Here is a 16493-nt window from a genome sequence, read left to right on the forward strand (position 1 = left end):
GTTCATTTCGCCAGCACCCAGACAATGCTCCAACAATTTCTGCATGACTTTGGCTACTTTGCCCTTTTCCTAGGCACGTTCTTCGAAGGCGAAACCATCCTGGTACTCGCGGGCTTCCTCGCGTTCCGTGGATACATGGACATCAACCTGGTGGTGGTCGTGGCCTTCTTCGGCAGCTACGCCGGCGACCAACTGTGGTATTTCCTGGGCCGCAAGCACGGCCGCAAGCTGCTGGCGCGCAAACCGCGCTGGCAGATGATGGGTGACCGGGCGCTGGAACGCATTCGCAAGCATCCGGATATCTGGGTATTGAGCTTCCGCTTCGTTTACGGTTTGCGTACGGTCATGCCGGTGGCCATCGGGCTGTCAGGCTATCCGCCGGGTCGTTACCTGCTGCTCAACGGCATTGGCGCAGCGATCTGGGCCGCAGCCCTGGCGGCCGCCGCGTACCATTTCGGCGCAGTGCTCGAAGGTATGCTCGGCAGTGTGAAGAAGTACGAACTCTGGGTACTCGGCGCCCTGCTGGTCCTGGGCTTCGTGCTGTGGCTGCGTCGGCGCTTCAAGAATGCCCGCCTGGCCAAACAGGTCTACGCCGACGAACAAGCCCTGAAGTCCGAAAGAACCAAGACCGAAGGCCCTACGACGCCAGTCGAGTGATGCGGTTTCTGCAACAGTAGAGACCGATGCCGCTCAACAGGCTGTAACTGAGCAGGCCGCCCCAGCCTGCCACGCTGGCCGGCCACAGCCCCACCATCGGGGCCAGCCACATCAATGGCAGATTCGACGCCAGCCGCACCAGCTCCAGCTTCAACGCCCACGGGCGATTCTCCAGGGCCACGCCCAGCACAAACAGACCGAACGCCACCGCTCCCCAGCCCAACACCAGGGCGGCGACTGGCAGCTTCGGTTCAAGACTCATCAAGTAGCTGCCCAGCGCGATGTAGATGCAGAACTGCAACAGGATGTAGAGCTGCTGGCGCCCGTCCAGCGGCACCTCGAATTTGCGAAACCGGGTCAAGTCCGGCTTGTTCATCGGGTATTTGGCCGTCACGTCCGCCGGGCGCCAGCCGGTGCGCATGAACCAGATCCGCAGCTTGTCCCAGGTGCTTTCGGCACGCCGTGCATCTGCCCACAACTGCGCGTAGAACTGCACGTTCGCCCATACGGGGTTCCAGCTCGCCAGCGGCGTGGTCACGCCGAAGATCACCGGCTCGTTGTCGTCTTCTTCCTGGAACGAGCCGAACAGACGGTCCCAGATAATGAACACGCCGCCGTAGTTGCGATCCATGTAGAGAGCGTTCTGTGCATGGTGAGCCCGATGATTGGATGGCGTGACAAAAAACCATTCGAACCAGCCAAGTTTGGGAATGTGTCGCGTGTGCACCCAGAACTGGTACAGCAGGTTCAGCGCGGCGACGCTGACGAACACCAGCAGCGGCACGCCGAACACCGCCATCGGCAGATAGAAGATCCAGCTCAGCAGGAAACCGGTACTGGTCTGGCGCAACGCCGTGGACAGGTTGTAGTCCTCGCTCTGGTGATGCACCGAATGCGCGGCCCAGAGGATGTTGCGCTCGTGGCCCATGCGGTGCAGCCAGTAGTAGCAGAAGTCATAGACGATAAAGGCGAACACCCAGGTCCAGACGCTGCCGGCCGACAACTCGAACAGCGCCAGATGCTTGAGGGCAAAGCCGTAGGTCAGCAGCCCCACCCCCTTGGTCAACAGTCCCGTGGTGGTCGACAGCACGCCGGTGCTGAGGCTGTTGATCGCGTCCGCCACCCGATAGTTGCTCACCCCACGCCAGCGGTCGGCCAGCAGCTCGACGGCGATCAGGACAAAGAAAAACGGCACCGCATACAGAATGAAGTCCATGACGCGCCCTGACCGGAATCTTGAGGACCGATGCTATGTGTAACCGTGAATTAACCCTATGGCAACGCGTGACAAATTAGTGGACATTTAACGCCATGAACCTGGAGAAAAGCCCATGAGCAAAAAAGTTGCAGTGATCCTTTCCGGTTGTGGCGTGTACGACGGCGCCGAACTCCACGAGAGCGTCATCACCCTGCTGCGCCTGGATCAACGCGGGGCGCAGGTGCAGTGTTTTGCACCGAACATCGCGCAGTTGCATGTAATCAATCACCTGACCGGCGAAGAAATGCCCGAATCGCGCAACGTGCTGGTGGAATCGGCGCGGATTGCCCGGGGCAACATCAAGGATATCAGTGACGCGAACGTCGATGACTTCGATGCGCTGATCGTGCCCGGCGGCTTCGGCTCGGCCAAGAACCTGTCCAACTTCGCCATTGAAGGCGCCGGCTGCACCGTTCAGCCGGATGTCCTGGCACTGACCGAAGCCTTTGCCGAGGCCGGAAAACCGGTGGGCTTGATGTGCATTTCCCCGGCCCTGGCGGCCAAGATCTACGGCCCCGGCGTCACCTGCACCATTGGCAATGACACCGACACCGCTGCCGCGATGAACAAGATGGGCGCGACCCATACCGATTGCGCAGTCAGTGACATCGTCGAGGACAAGGCGCGCAAACTGGTGAGCACCCCGGCTTACATGCTGGCGCAATCGATCAGTGAAGCAGCTTCGGGGATCAACAAGCTGGTAGACCGGGTATTGGAACTGACCCACGAAAACGACGCCTGACACACTGTAGGAGCGAGCTTGCTCGCGATGGACGTCAACGATGACGAGTACTGGCTGGATGAACGCGGCGCTCTCACGTCTTTCGCGAGCAAGCTCGCTCCTACAGTGTGCGCGTCAGACGTGTGAGTATCCGGTCCAGCGCATTGGCAAACGCCTGCTTTTCACGGTCGCCGAACGGCGCTGGCCCTCCGCCCATTTGCCCCTGTTCGCGCAAATCGGTGAACAGGTTGCGCACAGCCAGCCGATCACCCATGTTCTGCGCATCGAATTCCTTCCCGCGCGGGTCCAGCGCGGCCACGCCCTTCTTCACCAGACGGTCGGCCAACGGCACATCGCTGCAAATCACCAATTCACCGGGAATCGCGTGCTCCACCAGGTAATCATCGGCCGCATCCGGTCCGCTCGGCACCACGATCAGCTTGACCAGCGCCAGACCTGGCTTGATCTGCGGCTGCCCGGCTACGAGCACCACTTCGAACTGGCGCTTGAGGGCGAACTTCACCACCAGATCCTTGGCCGCCCGCGGGCAGGCGTCGGCATCGATCCAGACACGCATGTTTTTACCTCTTCCAAAAAAATCGCGAGCAGGCTCGCTCCCACAGGTTACACACAATCCTGTGGGAGCGAGCCTGCTCGCGAATGTGAGCGCAGCGAATGCTTTATGAAGCCACCACCCGCTGCTTCTCAACCACCCGGCTACGGCCATACAACACGACAATCGCAATGATCGCCACAGCCTGGGCGCTCAACGAATACGCATCGGCATGAATCCCCAGCCAGTCGAACTCAAAGAACGGCACCGGCCGTGTGCCAAAGATCCCGGCTTCCTGCAGCGCCTTCACGCCATGCCCGGCAAACACCACCGACAAGGCACACAAAAGACCAGCGTTGATGCTAAAGAACAGCGCCAGTGGTAACTTCGCCGAACCGCGCAAAATCACCCAGGCCAGGCCGACCAGCAGCACCAGCGCCGTGGCCCCACCGGCCAACACCGCGTTGTGCCCCGCGGGACCGGCCTGCAACCACAGGGTTTCGTAGAACAGAATCACTTCGAACAGTTCGCGATACACCGAGAAAAACGCCAGGGTCGCAAAACCGAAACGCCCACCGCCACCTACCAGGCTGGTCTTGATGTAATCCTGCCAGGCCGCCGCGTGGCGACGATCATGCATCCACACCCCCAGCCACAGCACCATGACGCTGGCAAACAACGCCGTCGCGCCCTCCAGCAATTCGCGCTGCGAACCGCTGACATCAATCACATAGGCTGCCAGCGCCCAGGTGCCCAGCCCCGCTACAAACGCCAGGCCCCAACCGGCGTTGACGCTGCGCACCGCTGCCTGCTGACCCGTGTTACGCAGGAATGCCAGGATCGCCGCCAGCACCAGAATCGCTTCCAGACCCTCGCGCAACAGAATCAGCAAGCCGGAAATGTAACTCAGCGACCAGCTCAAACCGTCGTTGCCCAACAGGCCGGCCGACGCCTTCAACTTTTCCTTGGCCACTTCCAGGCGCTGCTCGACCTCGCTCACCGGCAAGCCGTCCTGCAACGACTGACGATAAGCCATCAGGGATTTTTCAGTGTCTTTACGCACGTTGGCGTCAATGTTGTCCAGCGAGCTTTCAACCAGCTCGAAGCCTTCCAGATACGCCGCTACCGATAAGTCATAAGCCTGATCATGCTCACCGGCACGATACGCCGCGATACTCTTGTCGAGAGTGGCAGCGGTGTAGTCGAGCAATTGTGCCGGACCACGCTTGACCTGCGGCGGTTGAGCCCGCTGGGCACGGAACGTTGCGGCGGCTTGCGGGCCTTCGACGGCCTGCACTTCGGCCGGGCTCTGACGTGACAGGTCGGCGATGTTGTAGGTTTTATCAGCATTGGCTGTCGCCAGGTCGGCACTGAAGCTGGCGATATAGGTGGCCAGGTCCCAACGCTGGCGATCATCCAGTTGATCGGCAAAGGCCGGCATGTCCGTCCCTTCAACGCCCAGACCCAAGGTGCTGTAGATCGCGTAGAGGCTCAGTCGATCCAGTCGTGTGCTATCGCGCAGATTGGATGGCGGTGGCGTCATGCCAACACCTGCCGGGCCATCGCCGGCCCCTGTATCGCCATGGCAGACCGAGCAATGCTGAGCGTACAGCGGCGCGCCACGCGCCGGGTCCGGCGTGATGACCGGGGCCTGACTGACTTCATAGGCCACGGCCAGCTTCGCACCCAGTTGCCGGGCCTGGCGCGCGACGTCGGCACCGTCCTGACGGGCGCTGATGGAACTTCCCAGCGCGGTCAGGCTTTGCTCCAGCGCAACTTTTTCCGGTTTGGCCGGCATGGCCGCGATCAGACTTCCCAGCGTCCTGACCGATTCTTGCTGCGCGCGAAATCCGGCCTGATCCATGATGCTGCCCGCCTGCACCGTGTCCGGGTAATCCGCGCCGATGTAATCGAGCAAGTGCAGCGCCTGCGGCGCACCTTCGACGGGGGCGGCCAGCAACTGAACGCTGCACGCCGCGAACAGCGGCAGCAACAGCCAGGCCAGGAAACGGGAGGGGGCAATCATGAATGAATCTCATTTGGAAAAACGAAGTTACATATTGTTAACGCCCAACGGGTTTCGCTCAAGCTTTGTCGGGACTTCCTGCGAAATCGAGGGTTCTCCAAGGTACTGATACGCCAATAAAAAAGGCGACCGCCTGGGTAATGCCAGTCAGTTAAGCTGACTGGCATTTTTATTTTTGATCGGATACTTCGGGGATTTCAGCCTGATAGCTCGCGGATAAACCCGCTCTTCCCGGCGATGCGGCAGTACATAGTGCGGGGCCGAGGCATGCAATTCGGCGAGGTATTTGGGGATGTTCCCTGAGCGATCCGCAGAAACGCCATTGATAAAACCCAGGATCGCCCAAGTACACGCGGTGAAGCTTAGCTCGCACGGATGGATGCCCGGACAATGGCGGCTCATTTCCACCATCTGATAACGCAACAGGTTGTAGCCCAGCAACACGCCCCACAACTCTTGCTCGATCATCTCGGGCGTCTTGCTACGCAACGTGTAGCTGCTGTTGAGCAGTGTCTGTTTCATTTCCCTGAATCCTAATTCGATTTCCCAGCGATGGCTGTATAGGTCGACGATTTCATCGGATGGGAAACGCAGCGGATCGACCATCGACGTCAAAATCTGACAGACCTTGCCCTTTACGGTCTTGCTTAGGAGCCTTGCGGTTAGGCGCTCTGGCAAGCCTGGCCACTGCTTGCGGCCTGCGGCGAAGTGCTGAGCGAGACCACCGCATCCTGACGCCCCAAGCGCTGAATCACTTCGTACTGCGCACCTTTACGCAGCGGCATCAGCCAATGCCGCTCAGTGCCGGCCTGCTGCCATTGGTGCAGCAACCCCAAGGAGTAGAAACCGCGATCAAACAGCGTCAGCGAGTGATCTGGCGTGGTGTCGATCAGTTGCTCTGCCAGTTTCATTTCGTTACTGCGATAGCCATCAAAAGCACTGCCGATCAGCAAATGGCTGGTCAACTCCATTTGGCAAGCCATGCGCACCTGAGGAAAACCGGTATCGCCATGCTGGTTGCTGGCGGAGTCGTAACGCGCACGGTTTTCGGGTGTATCGGGCGTTCGCCAGACGACACCGTCGACCCCAGTAAACGCAATCCGGCCCAGGTCGGATGGCCGGCCGCTTCATGCCAGCTTTTCTGCGTCAGATCGAAGACTTGTCGTACGGCCTCGCTACCCAATCGTTGACGGGCCTGGACTACGGCGCTGGGTGCGACCAGTGGGCGTTGCCCGGGCAGCATGATGTTCATGCGACTGACCACATCCCACGCCGACATGCGCCGGAAAAACGCCATGGAGATGACGCACCAGAGCATCATTTCCAAGGGCAGACGCCGCTTGCGAAGGGTGGCTACGCCGGCCTGTTCCAACGCTTGCTCGACCAGAGAGGGATCAAGCAACGAGTCCAATCCCTCAATGGAATTGGGAGTCGAGACGAAGTTGTGGGTTAGTTCCAGTGCCCGAGCCAGACGCATAAAAAAATCCGATGCCTATTCAGGCATCGGATTTTGATTTCTTGCGGCCAAAGGTCAAGCGACGAGGCTTAACTGATCGGCATTAACCGCCTGGGTCGCCTTTTCGGGTTTCTGTCGATTCAGACCGCTGCTCTGCGCAGCGTCGCCATGAACGCTGCCGCACCAATGAACAGCCCGGCAAAGGTCCGGTTCATGCGTTTTTGCTGTTTCGGCGTGCGCAGCAGACGCAGCACTTTGGAGGCCAGACCGGTGTAACCGGCCATCACGATCAGGTCGACGCAGACCATGGTCACACCAATCACCAGATACTGAATCAGCAGTGGAGCATGGGGATCGATGAACTGCGGCAACACCGCCAGCATGAACACCAGCGCCTTGGGGTTACTGATGTTCACCAGAAAACCTCGGAACACCAGGGCCATCGGCTTGCCGATCTGGCGCACTGCCGCGTCATCACTCATATCGCTGGGCAGTGCACGCCATTGCTTGATCGCGAGGTAAACCAGATACGCCACGCCAAACCATTTGATGGCATAGAAGGCCGTGGCCGAAGCCGTGAGAATGGCGCCGACACCGGCACCGACAATGGCGATCTGTAAAGCCAGACCCAGTTGCAGGCCCAGGGCGTTCCAGTAACCGCGCCAGAAACCGTACTGCAGACCGCTGGACATCGACGCAATGGCGCCGGCACCGGGGGACAGGCTGATCACCCAGCAGGCGGCAAAAAACGCCAGCCATGTTTGAAGCTCCATTGCACACCTCGACTCAGATTCGTGACAGACGTCTAAGCTAATGCGGCTTTGGGTGGATGACTACCGATTTTTTCCAGGATGCTGCGGTTGCCGACCAGCGCTTACGGCTTGAGGGCCTCTTCGCGAGCAAGCTCGCTCCTACAGGGGTTCTCTGGCGCGAAGGCGGTGTAGCAGTCAACAGAAGGCTTACTTTTCAAACCCGCCGGAAGGAAACACATCCGTCCCGCGCCAGCGCCGCACCGAACGCTGGAAGAACAAACTGTTGGGCACTTGCACCATGGCACTGCCCGTGCCGAGTTCTTCGGCCTCGACCAGCGTGGTGTACAGCAGATTGATCGCCACCACCCGGCCTTTGATGCCGGGCTTGTCGGTGGTGTCGACCAACTCCACCACGTCACCCAGGCGAAACGGGCCGACGGTGAAGATCAGGATCGCGCACAGCAGGTTCGACAGCACGCTCCACATGGCGAAAAACGCCACTGCCGCAACGGCGACGAAACCCGACAATGCGGTCCAGAGCACCGTGGCCGAGACACCGAGTCGCTCCAGAACGAAAATCAGCGCACTGCCCATGATCAGCCAGCGCAAACCGCCCCGCAGCGGCATCAGCAATTGCGGCGGGAACGGGTAACGCTCACCAAGACGGCTCAGGCATTTGGCGACGAAGCGCTGGGCGAAGTAGCCGGCCAGCAGGATCAGCAGGATTTGCACGCCGAGCCAGATCGGCTCGACCCACACCGCCGGCAACGGCAGTTTGAAGGCGTCCATCAGGACAGCGCCTCCAGCTCCGCCTGCATGCTTTCCAGCAATTCCAGGGCTGCCATCCACGCTTCTTCCAGCTGTGCCTCGCGCACCTTCAGCTTGGCCTGTTCCGCCAGCAGGTCACGCAACTCGTTCTTGCGCGCCGGTTCGTAGATGTCACTGTCACCGAGGCTGGCGTCGATCTTCGCGAGTTTTTCGTGGAGCTTGCCCAGCTCGGCTTCGAGCTTGTCAGCTTCGCGTTTGTGCGGTGCCAGTTGCTGACGCAACGCTGCCGCAGCCTGACGCTGGGCTTTCTTGTCGGTCTTGTCCGGGTTGACCGGCGTGTTGTTGACCGGGGCATTGCGCTGGCGATACTCCACCAGCCAGCGGGTGTAGTCCTCCAGGTCGCCGTCGAATTCCTCGACCTTGCCGTCCGCCACCAGATAGAAATTGTCGGTGGTGCTTTTGAGCAAATGGCGATCGTGAGAGACCACCAATACCGCACCACTGAATTCCTGCAGGGCCATGGTCAGCGCCAGGCGCATTTCCAGGTCCAGGTGGTTGGTCGGTTCGTCGAGCAGCAACAGGTTCGGCCGATCCCAAGCGATCAAGGCCAATGCCAGGCGTGCTTTTTCGCCACCGGAGAAATTCAGTACCGGCTCGTCGATCCGCGCGCCACGGAAGTCAAAACCGCCGAGGAAGTCGCGCAGAGTCTGTTCGCGCTCGGTCGGCGCCAGGCGCTGCAAGTGCAACAACGGGCTGGCCTTGGAATCCAGAGAGTCGAGTTGATGCTGGGCGAAATAACCGACCACCGTGTTCTCGCCACGGGTCAAGCGGCCGGCCAATGGCGAGAGCTCACCGGCAAGGTTCTTGATCAGGGTCGACTTACCGGCGCCGTTAGGTCCGAGCAGACCGATTCGCGCCCCCGGGGTCAGTTGCAGCTTGACCTTCTCCAGCACGGCCTTCTCGCCGTAGCCCAGGCGGGCATCGGACAGGTCGATCAGCGGGCTGGAAATTTTCTGCGATTCACGGAAGACAAAGTCGAACGGTGAATCGACGTGGGCGGCGGTCAGCTCTTCCATCCGCTCCAGTGCCTTGATCCGGCTCTGGGCCTGACGGGCCTTGGTGGCCTGGGCCTTGAAGCGGGCGATGTAGCTTTCCATGTGCGCACGTTGCGCCTGCTGCTTCTCGTAGGCCTGCTGTTGCTGGGCCAGGCGTTCGGCACGGGCGCGCTCGAAGGCGCTGTAGCCACCGCGGTACAGGGTGATCTTGCGCTGATCGACGTGGGCCACGTGGTCGACGACGGCATCGAGGAAGTCCCGGTCGTGGGAAATCAGCATCAGGGTACCGGGATAGCTCTTGAGCCACTCTTCGAGCCAGATGATGGCGTCGAGATCCAGGTGGTTGGTCGGTTCATCGAGCAGCAGCAGGTCCGATGGGCACATCAAGGCCTGCGCCAGGTTCAGGCGCATCCGCCAGCCACCGGAGAAATCTCCGACCTGACGATCCATCTGCTCGTTGGTGAACCCGAGACCGGCCAGCAACTTGCGCGCCCGGGCGTCGGCGGTATAACCGTCGGCGCTGTCGAGTTCCGAGTGCAGGCGGGCCTGTGCGGCACCGTCATGGGCCGCTTCGGCTGCCGCCAGGTCGCGTTGCACCTGGCGCAGGCGCAGGTCGCCATCGAGCACGTAGTCGACCGCCAGGCGTTCGAGGGTGTCGACCTCCTGGCGCATGTGGGCGATACGCCAGTCGGCCGGCAGGAAGCAATCACCCGAGTCCGGGTGCAGCTCGCCCCGAAGCAAGGCGAACAGGCTGGATTTGCCGGCGCCGTTGGCACCGATGAGGCCGGCTTTCTGGCCGGCGTGCAGGGTCAGCTCGGCGTCTTCTAGCAGACGTTGCGGGCCACGCTGTAAAGTCAGGTTCTGAAGTCGAATCATAATGGCGGCGGAGTCTACCAGCTTCGCTCGCAACTGGCGCGAGTAGCACTATGTCCTCTGACCTGTGGAGCTTTTCCCTGACCACCTACGCCCGTCCGGGCGTTGAGCAGGCATGCCTGCAATTGCAGTCGGCGGGGGTGAACGTGTGTCTGTTGCTGTGTGGTGCGTGGTTGGGACAACGGGGCGTTGCCTGCGATGAGCAACGTTTGCAGCAACTGCGCAGTGTGGCCGTCGCCTGGGACGCCGATGTCGTGGGACCGTTACGCGCCTTGCGCACACAATGGAAGGCCGAGGCTACGGAAGACGCCGATTTGCATAGCCTGCGTGAACAAGTGAAGGCACTCGAACTGGAAGCCGAACGGCATCTGTTGTTGCGGCTGGAGAGAGCGGCGCAGAGTTGGCCGCAAGGTGCCGAGACCGATCTGGCGGCCTGGCTGGAAGGTGCGGCGGCTGAGGCCGCCCACCTGCACCGCGACGCGCTGCATCAGCTGCGCGTCGCGGTAACCGGCACTTAGGAAGCGCTGGTTGGGGTGGTTGCTGCGATCGATGCGGCGGCCGGCGTTGGCGCTGGCGTGGCTGTCGAGGTGGCTGCTGCTAAAGCAGACGTTGCTGCCGGAGCCGGGTTGGCTGGTTTGGCAACTGGTGCGGTGGCTGGCTTGGCGGCAACCGGCTTTTTCACTGCAGGTTTGGCTGCTGGTTTTGCAGCAGCCGGTTTGGCGGCAACTGGCTTGGCAGCGGCTGGCTTGGCGGCAACGGCTGGTTTCGCTGCAGCTGGTTTAGCAGCAGGTTTGGCAGCCGCTTTTACGGCAGGTTTTGCCGCTGGCTTTGCTGCTGGTTTGGCTGCTGGTTTTGCAGCGACCGGTTTTGCAGCCGGCTTGGCAGGAGGTTTCGCCGCAGCGGTCCGGGTGGCTGGTTTAGCTGCCGGTTTAGCGGCGGCGGTTTTAGCCACGGCCGGTTTGGCAGCGGCGGTTTTTGCAGCGGCTGGTCGTGCAGCGGCTGGTTTGGCAGCCGTGGTTTTAGCCGCAGGTTTTGCAGCGCTGGCAGCAGCCGGTTTTCTCGCTGCCGGTTTTGCAGCCGGTTTGGCGGCGGCAGTTTTGGCTACTGGCTTGGCAGCTGCAGGTTTTGCAGCAACAGGCTTGGCCGGTGCTTTTGCAGCAGCCGGTTTGGCAGCGGCTTTCTTCGCAGGTGCCACAGCAGGTTTGGCCGCGCGCAGGGACAACACCTTGCCGACAGCCTCTTGTACACGACCGACGCCCTGGGCCAGTTTCAGGCTTTCCTGAGCATCGCGCTTGAGTTGCAGAATGTAGCCGCGGGTTTCCGATTGACGATCCTTGAGAGCATCGAGCAGCTCCTCAAGATCGGCCACTGCGTCCTTGGCCTTGGCTTGCGCCTTGGCTTTTCCGGCCGTCGCAGCGTCCTGCAATTTGGTGCGGGACTTGTGCAGTTTTTCTTGCGCTTTTCCGCGCTGCTTTTCCAGTTTGGCGAGCAGTTTTTCAGCATCAGCCAAGGCTTCGGAACAAGCGGTTTCCAGGTGCTCGAGCAGGCTGCCCGAGAGTTGTTGGAGCAGGTGCAATGGAGTGTTTACTGGCTTCTTGGTGGCCGACATGGTTTACCTCCTGGCTGAAGTGAGTGCGGCTCATACTAGACCTCTGCTGCAACCGCCGCTAGGGCATGTTGACACTATCGAAAGCGTTGCGTTGCAAAGGACTGAAAAACTTCTGCGTCGAAGCAAAAGCAGTTCACCGTTGCGCACATTCTCACTGGCATAATCGCCCGCAATTCAGATCGGAGAGTGCCCATGCCGCGCTACCTTTTTTTATCGCTGTGCGCGTTTTTTTCGGTGGCCCAGGCCACAGCAACAACACAGGAAAATGAAGCCCACGATCTCGCTTACAGCCTGGGTGCGAGCCTTGGCGAACGCTTGCGCCAGGAGGCTCCCGACCTGCAACTCCAGGCACTGGTCGAAGGATTGCAGCAGGCCTATCAAGGTAAACCGCTGGCACTGAAGGACGAGCAGATCCAGCAGATATTGACCGAGCATGAAGCCCGGATGGCCATGCAGTCAGCCGAGCCGCAAAGCGAAATGGCACTGGAAAAAGAACAGCGCTTTCTCGCCGCAGAGAAAGCCAAACCCGGCGTGCGCGAACTGGCTGATGGCGTGTTGTTGACCGAGTTGACGCCAGGCACTGGCGCCAAGGCCGGACCAAACGGCAAGGTGCAGGTGCTGTACATCGGTCGCTTGCCCGACGGCACGGTGTTCGATCAGAACAGCCAGCCACAATGGTTCAGTCTCGCCAGCGTGATCGCCGGATGGCGCAGTGCATTGCAGAACATGCCGGTCGGGGCGAAATGGCGACTGGTGATTCCATCGGCCCAAGCCTATGGCGCCGACGGTGCCGGTGACGTGATCGCACCCTTCACTCCACTGGTGTTTGAAGTCGAATTGCGCGGTGCTACCGGCTGACGACACAAACGAAAACGGCGTGCCTTGGCACACCGTTTCGAGGTCTTGCAGGAAGCGCTTCAGGCCTGAACCGAATCGGCTTCCTTATGGGCCGTATGCAGCACTTCGATCAGGCAGTCTTCCAGCTCAAAGCGTTCATGCAGTAGTCCGCCGAGTGTCTTGAACTCTTCGGCGACACACTTTCCGGCATCACACAGGTCATTGAACGCGAGCAGCTTTTCAGTGATGACGTCGATCCGCGGGTAGATCGTCTCGGCGAGTTCAAGGCCACGCTTGTCGTTGAAGGCCTTGGCCTCCCCCGTCAGCTGTTCGTAGATCTCGAAATGCCCGGCGGACACATAATCCACCAGCACACCGCAGAACTCCTGCAAGGGTTTACGATCCTCACCGAGCGCCTCAGGCTTTGCGCCAAGCTTGTCGTAGGCATCGATCAGCTCTTTGCGCTCCTGCAACCAGCGATCGATCAGCAGGTGCACTCCACCCCAGCGTTCCTGAGCATTCTGACAACTTTCGAGCATGGTGATCTCTCTTCCCTTGTGGGTCAGCTGCTCTATGCCCGCTCGCCTCTTGTAACGTCGGTGGGCGGTCAGGCAGAGCGTCATCGAGCAACAGAATTCCAATGACACGTGCGGGCCAGATTATGCCCGCACGACACTGGCTTCAAGGTACGCAGGCGATAATGTTCATACAAGTGTTTAATCGCCCGCAGAGGCCCGGGGCGACGACTCGCCGCTGAGCGGTCGCCGAAAGCTGATCCAGACCAGTCGCAACGACTGGTAAACGGCCAGAATCAACATCGCGACGAAGAACAGCAGGCTCCACTCTGTGAGACTCAGACCGAACAGCGTCCAGGAAATTTCCAAACATTCGGCTGCGCCCTTGAACATTTGCCGTATTACGGATAGCCACGGCGAACTGGCCAACAGTTCCGCCAGATGGGTCGAGCACGCCGCAGCCTGTTCCGCCGGAAGGCTTTGCAGCAGGACCTGTCGCCACGCCGTGACAGTGCCGGCCAGGCTGCAACCAAGACCGAGCAGCCAATACAGAATGTTCCCGATGCGACCGGGGCCATGGACCGAAGCCATCAGGCAGACACCGGTAAAGAGCGCCAGACAAAACCGTTGCACAAGACACAAGCCGCAAGGCCGCAGGCCGACTGCATATTCCAGATAATAGGAAACGCCCATCGCCAGGGCACCCGCAACGAAAGCCATGAAAAACAAGGAGCGTGAGTAGGCCAAAGACATGGCTTTTCCGTAAAAGTAGTGACAGACCGTTACGGTAGAGGAAAGCGCGACGGCCTTTCAAGGCAGGCGCCCACAGAGACTTCAGCAAAGGTGTAGGGAAACCCCGACGCAGGCGAGAGGATAACAAGTAGTCCTCTGTAGGACTTTATCTGCGACGAAATTTGGCGACTGAATTTCTACCAATCATCGTACTGCGGCGAGGAAGATTTCTGCCTCGCCGCAGGTCATTGCTCAGGTGCTTGAGCCTGGCGCCAGCGAATGGCTCAAGCGCGAACTGGCACTGGCAGAGGAGCCGCGAGCAAGCGCTCATCCAACAAACCCAGGCCCTCCTGAAATAACTGGTTACTGCGCTCAGTATCGCCCATTTGCGCCAACAACCTCGCCAGTTCCGCACAGGCTTCCGGATTGCGCTGTACACGCAGGCTGCTTTCCAGATAGTCCCGGGCCTTGCCCCACAAACTGTTTTGCAGGCATAGACGACCCAGTGTCAGCAGTAGGCCCGGATCGGCCGGATGCTCCTTGAGCCAGCCTTCGGCAGCCTGCAACTGGCGGGCCGGATCATTGCCGCGAACCAGTCCGTAGAGCCGTGCCAGGTGGCTGTCGTAGCTGCGCTTGAGAGCGGTGCGCAGCACTTCTTCGGCTTCGACCTGAGCACCCAACTGACGCAGTTGTTCGGCATACGCAAGCACCAGTTGCGGCTCCTGACGCTGTGCCGAGGTCAGCTGTTGCCAGGCACGCTCGAGCGATTGCTGCCCCACCGTTCCGTCTTCTTCCCGTTGCGCCGCCAGAGACAGGTTCGCCCCCCAGGCCCGACGCTCCAGTTCGGTGAGTTCGGCTGCCGGCAGGATTTTGTCTTTGCGCAGCTCCGGCAGCAGGCGAATCACTGCCGACCAGTCACCACGCTGCTGAAGCAGGCGCTGCAACTGACGCAGGGTCTGTGCGTTATGAGGGTGGCGTTCACGCATGGCTTGCAGGGTGGCGAGGGCGCCTTCGGTATCACCGCGGTCAGTCTGCAATTGGGCGTGGCTCAAAGCGATCGCCAGTTCGGCCTGAGGCTGACGCTCCAGGGCACGCTCCAGCAAGTTGTCGCTTTCTTCGTAATTGCCTTGCTCGTTTGCGGCACGGGCCGCACCGAGGTAGTAAAGCAACGGTTGGCGCTCGGCTTCGGCAGCCCGATGCAAGTGACGCTGCGCGCTGGCCCAGCGACCCTCGGCCAGGTCGAGTTGACCGTGCTCGATCGCCACCTGCACCCGACGGCTGCGGTTGCGTCGCGACCACGGATTGACCACGCCACTGGAGGCCATCATCAGTTCGACCAGCGACTTGATGCCCCAGATCACCAGCCAGAGCACAGCCACCAGCGCCAAGGTAGCCCACAGGCTCGACTCATAGCGGAAGGTCTTGTAGGCGATCAGCACGTAGCCGGAATGTTCTGCGATCGCCAGCCCCAGCGCAGCGGCAGCGGCGATCACTAAGAACACGATCACATAGAGGCGTTTCATGGCGTGGCCTCCGGCGCGGTGTTCGCGGCAGGCTTGGCCAGTGGCTTGATCGAATCCTCGGCGTTGACGTTGCGCCGTTCCAGATACCCCTGCACTGCGCTCAGGGTGCCGGTCATATCCGGCGTGACGACGGTGACGGGTTGCTTGCTCAACTCGGCCACCTGCTCAAGCATGACTTTGCTTTGCGCGTTGTCCGGGTTGAAGTTGCCCTTGAGGATGTCCCGCGCTTCGTCCAGCACTTGGGAATAAACCGCAGCCTGACCATTGAGTGCGGCCCACTGGGCTTGCTCCAGCGCCAGGCTCAGAGCCAGGCGCACCTGAATCAGGCTCTGGCCGGCCAGCAATGGGCGAACGTTCTTATCGGCATTGAAATCGATACGGATGTAACGCGAAATCCGATCCCACCATTGCGCCCAGCGACTGGCACCGTCGCCATCAGCGGTCAGGCCCAGCAACGAATCGCCACGGTCCTTGTACTCCGGCGCCAGCTCGGTGAGGCTGGCCACTTGATCGCGCAACGCGCCCAGACGCAGAAACAGCCCGGTGCGATCCGGTTGTTGGGTACTGCGCAAGGCAATCAGGGTCTTGGCCACCTGCTCGCGAGCGGCAAACGCGCCTGGATCGTTCTGCTCGCGCAGTATCTCGTCGGCACCCTGGACCAGTGCCTGGGCGCTGCTGATGTCCTGCAAGGCGGACAGTCGCAGGCTGGCAAGGCGCAGCAGATGCTCGGCTTCGGCCAGACGCCAGTCCTTGCGACTGGCGCCGAGTATGGTTTCCAGACGTTGGTTCAAACGCTGCTGATCACCTTGCAGCTGGATCACCAGGCGACTGCGTGCTTCCAGCTCATCGGCGGCAGGCAATTGCGCCAGGCGAGCGCTCAAGCGTTCCTCATTGAGCTTGAGGTTCTGCGCCTGGTCATTCAACGCCTGAACCTGGCTCAGTTGCTGCTGATTATTGGCCTGCAGGTGACGCACCTGCCAGACACCCCAACCGCCCACCGCAACACCGGCCGCGCCCAGCAGCAGCGCGACGATAGCCAGACCATTGCCTCGACGCTGCACGGCAGCAGGTGGCGGCGGCATCTCATCAACAGGAGCATCAACAGGTGTATCAAGCACCGGTCGCGAGTCATCTTTCGGCAAGGCTGTTTCGCTCACG

The 16493-nt window shown here is 60.7% G+C and carries 15 protein-coding genes and 1 pseudogene; 4 read left to right on the plus strand and 12 right to left on the minus strand.

The window, feature by feature from the left end:
* Positions 1–24: 24 nt before the first annotated feature.
* Entirely contained in the window at positions 25–657 is a 633-nt protein-coding gene (locus RS887_RS24600) for a DedA family protein (RefSeq protein WP_322617434.1), read from the plus strand.
* On the opposite strand, the gene RS887_RS24605 is transcribed toward RS887_RS24600, so the two are convergent.
* Complete coding sequence (locus tag RS887_RS24605; protein WP_322617435.1) at positions 638–1873, minus strand: sterol desaturase family protein; 1236 nt, start codon at positions 1871–1873, stop codon at positions 638–640. The two genes, RS887_RS24600 and RS887_RS24605, sit on opposite strands and share 20 nt — an antisense overlap.
* A gap of 115 nt (positions 1874–1988) precedes the next feature.
* On the opposite strand from RS887_RS24605, the gene elbB reads away from it, so the two are divergent.
* A complete protein-coding gene (gene elbB / locus RS887_RS24610; RefSeq protein ID WP_322617436.1) occupies positions 1989–2657 on the plus strand; it encodes an isoprenoid biosynthesis glyoxalase ElbB in 669 nt (222 codons plus the stop codon).
* Positions 2658–2757: 100 nt separating this feature from the next.
* Here elbB and RS887_RS24615 read toward each other — a convergent pair whose 3' ends face one another.
* The 6 genes and pseudogenes from RS887_RS24615 to RS887_RS24640 all read right to left on the minus strand — a co-directional run bounded on the left by RS887_RS24615 (position 2758) and on the right by RS887_RS24640 (position 10122).
* A complete protein-coding gene (locus tag RS887_RS24615; RefSeq protein WP_322617437.1) occupies positions 2758–3213 on the minus strand; it encodes a YaiI/YqxD family protein in 456 nt (151 codons plus the stop codon).
* A gap of 103 nt (positions 3214–3316) precedes the next feature.
* The gene (locus RS887_RS24620; protein ID WP_322617438.1) at positions 3317–5215 is read right to left on the minus strand and encodes a cytochrome c/FTR1 family iron permease; all 1899 of its coding nucleotides are present in this window, start codon (positions 5213–5215) and stop codon (positions 3317–3319) included.
* 147 nt (positions 5216–5362) lie between these two features.
* Positions 5363–6692: pseudogene (locus RS887_RS24625) on the minus strand (IS4 family transposase).
* A gap of 119 nt (positions 6693–6811) precedes the next feature.
* Positions 6812–7444 (minus strand): homoserine/homoserine lactone efflux protein, encoded by a 633-nt coding sequence (gene rhtB / locus RS887_RS24630; protein WP_007998964.1) that lies wholly within the window; start codon positions 7442–7444, stop codon positions 6812–6814.
* 186 nt (positions 7445–7630) lie between these two features.
* Positions 7631–8212 carry a mechanosensitive ion channel family protein gene (locus RS887_RS24635; protein WP_322617439.1) on the minus strand — a complete coding sequence of 194 codons (582 nt, stop codon included), beginning with the start codon at positions 8210–8212 and terminating at the stop codon, positions 7631–7633.
* Positions 8212–10122, minus strand: coding sequence for an ATP-binding cassette domain-containing protein (locus RS887_RS24640; RefSeq protein ID WP_322617440.1), 1911 nt, complete (start codon positions 10120–10122; stop codon positions 8212–8214). The genes RS887_RS24635 and RS887_RS24640 overlap by 1 nt, the downstream gene beginning before the upstream one ends.
* A gap of 50 nt (positions 10123–10172) precedes the next feature.
* Here RS887_RS24640 and RS887_RS24645 point away from each other — a divergent pair, with 50 nt between their 5' ends.
* Positions 10173–10637 (plus strand): TIGR02444 family protein, encoded by a 465-nt coding sequence (locus tag RS887_RS24645; RefSeq protein WP_322617441.1) that lies wholly within the window; start codon positions 10173–10175, stop codon positions 10635–10637.
* Here RS887_RS24645 and RS887_RS24650 read toward each other — a convergent pair.
* Positions 10634–11728: an AlgP family protein gene (locus tag RS887_RS24650; RefSeq protein WP_322617442.1), complete on the minus strand. Its 1095-nt coding sequence runs from the start codon at positions 11726–11728 to the stop codon at positions 10634–10636. The genes RS887_RS24645 and RS887_RS24650 overlap by 4 nt on opposite strands.
* A gap of 192 nt (positions 11729–11920) precedes the next feature.
* Here RS887_RS24650 and RS887_RS24655 point away from each other — a divergent pair, with 192 nt between their 5' ends.
* Positions 11921–12586 (plus strand): FKBP-type peptidyl-prolyl cis-trans isomerase, encoded by a 666-nt coding sequence (locus RS887_RS24655; RefSeq protein ID WP_322617443.1) that lies wholly within the window; start codon positions 11921–11923, stop codon positions 12584–12586.
* 59 nt (positions 12587–12645) lie between these two features.
* Here RS887_RS24655 and RS887_RS24660 read toward each other — a convergent pair whose 3' ends face one another.
* From RS887_RS24660 to RS887_RS24675, 4 genes are all read right to left on the minus strand, one after another.
* Positions 12646–13104 (minus strand): Rsd/AlgQ family anti-sigma factor, encoded by a 459-nt coding sequence (locus tag RS887_RS24660; RefSeq protein ID WP_008015492.1) that lies wholly within the window; start codon positions 13102–13104, stop codon positions 12646–12648.
* 177 nt (positions 13105–13281) lie between these two features.
* Positions 13282–13833: a disulfide bond formation protein B gene (locus RS887_RS24665; RefSeq protein WP_322617444.1), complete on the minus strand. Its 552-nt coding sequence runs from the start codon at positions 13831–13833 to the stop codon at positions 13282–13284.
* 263 nt (positions 13834–14096) lie between these two features.
* Positions 14097–15335: a heme biosynthesis protein HemY gene (locus RS887_RS24670; protein ID WP_322617445.1), complete on the minus strand. Its 1239-nt coding sequence runs from the start codon at positions 15333–15335 to the stop codon at positions 14097–14099.
* Positions 15332–16492: a uroporphyrinogen-III C-methyltransferase gene (locus RS887_RS24675; protein WP_322617446.1), complete on the minus strand. Its 1161-nt coding sequence runs from the start codon at positions 16490–16492 to the stop codon at positions 15332–15334. Before RS887_RS24675 ends, RS887_RS24670 begins: the two co-directional genes overlap by 4 nt.
* Position 16493: the final 1 nt, after the last annotated feature.

Origin of the sequence: Pseudomonas sp. BIC9C (assembly GCF_034541995.1) — a bacterium.
Classification (GTDB): domain Bacteria; phylum Pseudomonadota; class Gammaproteobacteria; order Pseudomonadales; family Pseudomonadaceae; genus Aquipseudomonas; species Aquipseudomonas fluorescens_CC.

Coding starts and splice junctions, on each gene's coding strand:
- RS887_RS24605 (WP_322617435.1), bottom strand. CDS start 1,873: ATGGACTTCATTCTGTATGCGGTGCCGTTTTTCTTTGTCCTGATCGCC.
- RS887_RS24660 (WP_008015492.1), bottom strand. CDS start 13,104: ATGCTCGAAAGTTGTCAGAATGCTCAGGAACGCTGGGGTGGAGTGCAC.
- RS887_RS24640 (WP_322617440.1), bottom strand. CDS start 10,122: ATGATTCGACTTCAGAACCTGACTTTACAGCGTGGCCCGCAACGTCTG.
- RS887_RS24615 (WP_322617437.1), bottom strand. CDS start 3,213: ATGCGTGTCTGGATCGATGCCGACGCCTGCCCGCGGGCGGCCAAGGAT.
- RS887_RS24650 (WP_322617442.1), bottom strand. CDS start 11,728: ATGTCGGCCACCAAGAAGCCAGTAAACACTCCATTGCACCTGCTCCAA.
- RS887_RS24620 (WP_322617438.1), bottom strand. CDS start 5,215: ATGATTGCCCCCTCCCGTTTCCTGGCCTGGCTGTTGCTGCCGCTGTTC.
- RS887_RS24600 (WP_322617434.1), top strand. CDS start 25: ATGCTCCAACAATTTCTGCATGACTTTGGCTACTTTGCCCTTTTCCTA.
- RS887_RS24665 (WP_322617444.1), bottom strand. CDS start 13,833: ATGTCTTTGGCCTACTCACGCTCCTTGTTTTTCATGGCTTTCGTTGCG.
- RS887_RS24635 (WP_322617439.1), bottom strand. CDS start 8,212: ATGGACGCCTTCAAACTGCCGTTGCCGGCGGTGTGGGTCGAGCCGATC.
- RS887_RS24655 (WP_322617443.1), top strand. CDS start 11,921: ATGCCGCGCTACCTTTTTTTATCGCTGTGCGCGTTTTTTTCGGTGGCC.
- RS887_RS24670 (WP_322617445.1), bottom strand. CDS start 15,335: ATGAAACGCCTCTATGTGATCGTGTTCTTAGTGATCGCCGCTGCCGCT.
- elbB (WP_322617436.1), top strand. CDS start 1,989: ATGAGCAAAAAAGTTGCAGTGATCCTTTCCGGTTGTGGCGTGTACGAC.
- rhtB (WP_007998964.1), bottom strand. CDS start 7,444: ATGGAGCTTCAAACATGGCTGGCGTTTTTTGCCGCCTGCTGGGTGATC.
- RS887_RS24645 (WP_322617441.1), top strand. CDS start 10,173: ATGTCCTCTGACCTGTGGAGCTTTTCCCTGACCACCTACGCCCGTCCG.